Genomic DNA, 5,269 nt, shown 5'->3' on the forward strand with positions numbered 1-5,269 from the left:
CAGCAAGGGGTGCATCTGCTCGCGCAGTGCCAGCGCCTGGTCGGCCGGCAGCCAGGCCATCGCGGTGAGCCGCCACGGCACGTGGGCCTTGGCGATGTGCACCGCGCAGTGCTTCAGCTCGGGCTGCTTGGAGATGGGGCAGTACGCGGGCGTGGTCAGCGCGTTGACGCCAGGCACCGGCCGGCCCTGCGCGTCGTGCCCGGTCAGCACTTCTTCGCCCCAGTGCATCGCGATGAAGGCTTGCGTGGGCAGGACGGTGTCGCTGCCACGCGCCGGCAGCACCAGCGAGCCGCGGCGCGAGCGCACTTCGACCAGGTCGCCTTCGGCCAGTTTCAGGCGTGCCATGTCGGCCGGCGCCAGGTCCACCGCCGGCAGGCTGTCGTGGCCGAACAGCCGGCCCAGCGTGCCGGTGCGGCTCATGCCGTGCCACTGGTCGCGCAAGCGGCCGGTGCCCAGGCTGAACGGGTATTGCGCGTCGCGCGGTTCGGCCAGCGGCTTGAACGGCACGTCGGCAAATTTGGCCTTGCCGCTGGCGGTGGCGAAGCGGCCGTCTTCGTAGAGCCGGGCCTGGCCTTGGGTGGCACCTTCGGGCAGCGGCCACTGCTGCGGGCCTTGCGTCTCCAACATGGCGTAGCTCAGGCCGGTGATGTCCAGGTCGCGGCCACGCGTGCTTTCGCGGTGCTCGTTCCAGACCGATTCGGGTGTCGCGTAGTCGAACATCGCAATGCGGCCCGGCGCGATGCGGGTGGCGATGCGGCGGGCGATGTCGGCGGCAATGTGCCAGTCGTGCCGGGCCTGGCCTGCTGCCGGAATGGCTGGCCGCACGCGGCTGATGCGGCGCTCGCTGTTGGTCACCGTGCCGTCCTTCTCGCCCCAGGTCGTGGCCGGCAGCAGCAGGTCGGCAAACGGCGCGGTGGCGGTGGTGGCAAAAGCTTCCTGCAGGATCACGAACTCGGCACGTTCCAGCGCGCGGCGCACCATGGCCTGGTCGGGCATGGACTGGGCCGGATTCGTGCAGGCAATCCACAGCGCCTTGATTTCGCCATCGGCCGCGGCCTGGAACATCTCGACCGCGCTCTTGCCGGGCTTCGAAGGCACGCTGGGCACGCCCCACAGCCTGGCCACCTCGGCGCGGTGGTCGGGGTTGGCCAGGTCGCGGTGCGCGGACAGCAGGTTGGCCAGGCCGCCCACTTCGCGGCCGCCCATCGCATTCGGTTGGCCGGTCAGCGAAAACGGGCCGGCGCCGGGCTTGCCGATCTGGCCGCTGGCCAGGTGCAGGTTGATCAGCGCGGCGTTCTTCGCGGTGCCGTCGGCGCTCTGGTTCAGGCCCTGGCAGTAGAGCGACAAGGTGGCCGGGCTGTCGCCGAACCAGCGCGCGGCGGTCAGCAGGTCGTCCTCGCGCAGGCCGGTGAGGCGGGCGGTTTCGCGTGGCGTGAAGTCGCGCACGCGCGCCTTCAGCGCGTCGAAGCCTTCGGTGTGGGCGGCGATGTAGGCCGGCTTCGTGAAGCCTTCCCACAGCATCAGGTGCAGCAGGCCGTGGTACAGCGCCACGTCGCTGCCGGGCAGCAGCGGCAGGTGCAGGTCGGCCATCGCCGCTGTCTCGGTGCGACGCGGGTCGGCGACGATCCACTTCTGCTCAGGCTTCGCACGCTTGCCGTCTTCCAGCCGGCGGAACAGGATGGGGTGGGCCCAGGCCATGTTGCTGCCGGTGATGAAGACCGTGTCGGCCAGAGCCAGGTCCTCGTAGCTGCAAGGTGGTGCATCGGCTCCCAGTGTGGCTTTGTAGCCGGCCACCGCGCTGCTCATGCACAGGCGCGAGTTGGTGTCCACATGGTTGCTGCCCAGCAGGCCCTTCACCAGCTTGTTGAAGACGTAGTAGTCCTCGGTCAGCAGCTGGCCGGAGATGTAGACGCCGATCGCGTCGGCACCGTGCTGCTGGTGGATGGTCGAGAGCCGCTCGGCTGCCAGGTCCAGCGCGGTGTTCCAGGTGACAGGCGTGGCGGGCTTGCCGCGCTCGGCGCGCAGCAGCGGCTGCAGCAGCCGCGTCTGGCGGGTGATGCTGGCGCTGGCGGTCAGGTGCAGCGTGGAGCCCTTGGTGCACAGCCGGCCGAAGTTGGCCGGGTGGTCGGGATCGCCTGAGACGCCGGTGATCTGCGCGCCATCGTGTTCGATCACGACGCCGCAACCGACGCCGCAGTACGGACAGGTCGAGCGCGTCTGCACCATGGCGGTCTCCTTCAGGCCGCGTGGCGCAGGCAGGGGCCGGCCATCGGCAGCGGCAGCTCGGTGCCCAGCGTGGCCAGTTCATCGGCCTTCAGGCTGACGGCGCCGTCTTCGATGCGCACCGCAAAGCGCGGCGTGCAGCCCACGTCCGGCGCAGCGGCCTGGCCGTCGTGCAGGCCAATCGTCCAGTTGTGCAGCGGGCAGGCCACGCTGCTGCCGAAGACGATGCCTTGCGACAGCTGGCCGGCCTTGTGCGGGCAGCGGTCCAGCAGTGCGAACACTTCGTTGGTCTCGGTGCGGAACAGCGCGACGGCCGCGCCTTTTTCGCGCAGCACACGGCGCGAGCCCAGCACGGGGATGTCGTCAATGCGGCAGATGGGGGTCCAGGTGGTCATGGCGAAGGTCTCCGTGTTCAGGCGCTGGTGGCGGAGGAAGCCAGCTGCGGCTGCAGCGGCTGGAACTGGCGGGTGTCCACGCGTGCCTTGTCGAAATCGAACCACGGGTCCGGTTCGCCGTCCAGCGCGAACTGCAGCTCGGCCCACAGCGCCTTGCGGCCCTCGTGGTCGTCGAGGATCTTCTTCTTCACGTAATCCAGGCCCACGCGGCTGACGTAATGCACGGTGCGTTCCAGGTACCAGCCTTCCTTGCGGTAAAGCTGCATGAAGGCGCCGGTGTATTCCAGCACCTCTTCGGCCGTCTTCAGCTTGGTGAAGAAGTGGGCGACCTCGGTCTTGATGCCGCCGTTGCCAGCCACGTACATCTCCCAGCCGGAGTCCACGCCGATGATGCCCACGTCCTTGATGCCGGCTTCAGCGCAGTTGCGCGGGCAGCCCGAGACGGCGAACTTGACCTTGTGCGGCGCGTACATGCGCCACATCGCACGCTCGAGGTCCTTGCCCATCTGGGTGCTGTCCTGCGTGCCCATGCGGCACCACTCCGAGCCCACGCAGGTCTTCACGGTGCGCAGCGCCTTGGCATAGGCATGGCCAGAAGGCATGCCGATGTCCTTCCAGACGTTGACCAGGTCTTCCTTCTTCACGCCCAGCAGGTCGATGCGCTGGCCGCCGGTGACCTTCACCGTGGGGATCTTGTACTTGTCCACCGCATCGGCAATGCGGCGCAGCTCGTCGGCGGTGGTCTCGCCGCCCCACATGCGCGGGATGACGGAGTAGGTGCCGTCCTTTTGGATGTTGGCGTGCGAGCGCTCGTTGATGAAGCGGCTCTGCGGATCGTCCTTTGCCTCCTTGGGCCAGGACGAAATGAGGTAGTAGTTCAGCGCAGGGCGGCAGCTGGCGCAGCCGTTGGGCGTCTTCCAGCCCAGGTGCTGCATGAGCTGCGGGATGCTGGTCAGGTGGTCCTTGAAGATCGCGTCACGCACTTCCTGGTGGCTGTGGTCGGTGCAGCCGCACATGGCCTTCTTCTTCGGCGTGGCCGAATAGTCGCCACCGGCGGTGAACATGATCAGCTGCTCGACCAGGCCGGTGCAGGAGCCGCAGGAGGCGCTGGCCTTGGTGTGCTTGCGCACCTCTTCCAGCGTGAACAGGCCCTTGTCCTTGATGGCCTTGCAGATGGCGCCCTTGTTGACGCCGTTGCAGCCGCAGACCTCGTCGCTGTCGGCCATCGCCGCGGCCTTGTTGTGGCCTTCGTGGCCCGTGTCGCCGATGTTGCTCTCGCCGAACATCAGGCGGTCGCGGATGTCGGCCACCGAGCGGCCTTCGCGCAGCAGCTTGAAGTACCAGCTGCCGTCCACCGTGTCGCCATACAGGCAGGCGCCGACCAGCTTGTCGTCCTTGATCACCAGCTTCTTGTAGATGCCGCCGCCCGGCGCGGTCGGGTCGGACAGCAGGATTTCCTCGCAACCTTCGCCGCCCATGAAGTCGCCGGCCGAGAACAGGTCGATGCCGGTGACCTTGAGCTTGGTGCTGGTCTGCGAGCCGGTGTAGCGGCCGATGCCGAAGTGCGCCAGGTGCGTGGCGCAGACCTTGCCCTGCTCGAACAGCGGCGCCACCAGGCCGTAGGCAATGCCGCGGTGCGCGGCGCATTCGCCAACCGAGTAGATGCGCGCGTCGGTCACGGTCTGCATGGTGTCGGTGACGACGATGCCGCGCTGGCAGTGCAGGCCGATCTTCTCGGCCAGCGTGGTGTTCGGGCGGATGCCGGCGGCCATCACCACCAGGTCGGCCGGGATCTCGCGGCCGTCCTTGAACTGCACCGCACGAACTCGACCTTCGTCGTTGCCCAGCAGCGCCGCGGTGTGGGCGCCCAGCTCGAACTTCAGGCCCCGGTCGGCCAGCGACTTCTCCAGCAGCTTGCCGGCCACGGTGTCCAGCTGGCGCTCCATCAGCCAGCTGCTGATGTGCACCACGGTGACCGACATGCCGCGCAGCATCAGCCCGTTGGCCGCCTCCAGCCCCAGCAGGCCGCCGCCGATGACGACCGCATGCTTGTGCGTCTTGGCGGTCTCGATCATCGTGTTGGTGTCGGCGATGTCGCGGTACGCGATCACGCCGATCAGGTCCTTTCCGGGCACTGGCAGGATGAAAGGATTCGAACCGGTGGTGATCAGCAGCCGCTCGTATTCGGCGACCGTGCCGTCGGCCGCGGTGACCACGCGGCGCGCCCGGTCCACGTCGACCACCGTCTTGCCCAGGTGCAGCGTGATGCCGTGTTCCTCGTACCAGCTCAGCGGGTTCAGGATGATCTCGTCGATGGTCTGTTCACCCGCCAACACCGGCGACAGCAGGATGCGGTTGTAGTTCGGATGCGGCTCGGCACCGAAAACGGTGATGTCGTACATGTCCGGGGCGATCTTCAGCAGCTCTTCCAGCGTGCGCACGCCGGCCATGCCGTTGCCGATCATCACGAGCTTCATCTTTTTCATGGCGGAGTCCTTGAGGGCGGGGCGTTGAATCGGTAGGAGAGAGGACGGAAACGGTATTCGGGCGCTCAGCACCGGCCGGCGAGGCCGTTGACAATCCCGGCATGAGCTTTGAAGTTGACATCGGCTGCTGCAGCGAGCGTGGCGCCCGCCCGCTGAACGAGGATT

General features: G+C 67.7%; 3 protein-coding genes. All 3 read right to left on the reverse strand.

Annotated elements, in window-relative coordinates; translation table 11 throughout:
- Window positions 1-2,226, reverse strand: a 2,226-nt coding sequence (locus FKP22_RS20315) for a molybdopterin oxidoreductase family protein (protein WP_141289511.1), incomplete at its 3' end; no start/stop codon positions are given.
- Window positions 2,227-2,237: 11 nt separating this feature from the next.
- Window positions 2,238-2,618 (reverse strand): nitrite reductase small subunit NirD, encoded by a 381-nt coding sequence (gene nirD, locus FKP22_RS20320; protein WP_141289512.1) that lies wholly within the window; start codon window positions 2,616-2,618, stop codon window positions 2,238-2,240.
- Between the two features lie 17 nt (window positions 2,619-2,635).
- Window positions 2,636-5,104 (reverse strand): nitrite reductase large subunit NirB, encoded by a 2,469-nt coding sequence (gene nirB, locus FKP22_RS20325; protein WP_141289513.1) that lies wholly within the window; start codon window positions 5,102-5,104, stop codon window positions 2,636-2,638.
- Window positions 5,105-5,269: the final 165 nt, after the last annotated feature.

It is taken from the genome of Ideonella azotifigens, assembly GCF_006519715.1.
GTDB lineage: Bacteria > Pseudomonadota > Gammaproteobacteria > Burkholderiales > Burkholderiaceae_C > Ideonella > Ideonella azotifigens.

Excerpts from the sequence above, each read along its gene's own strand:
- nirD (WP_141289512.1), bottom strand. The coding sequence starts at position 2,618 with ATGACCACCTGGACCCCCATCTGCCGCATTGACGACATCCCCGTGCTG.
- nirB (WP_141289513.1), bottom strand. The coding sequence starts at position 5,104 with ATGAAAAAGATGAAGCTCGTGATGATCGGCAACGGCATGGCCGGCGTG.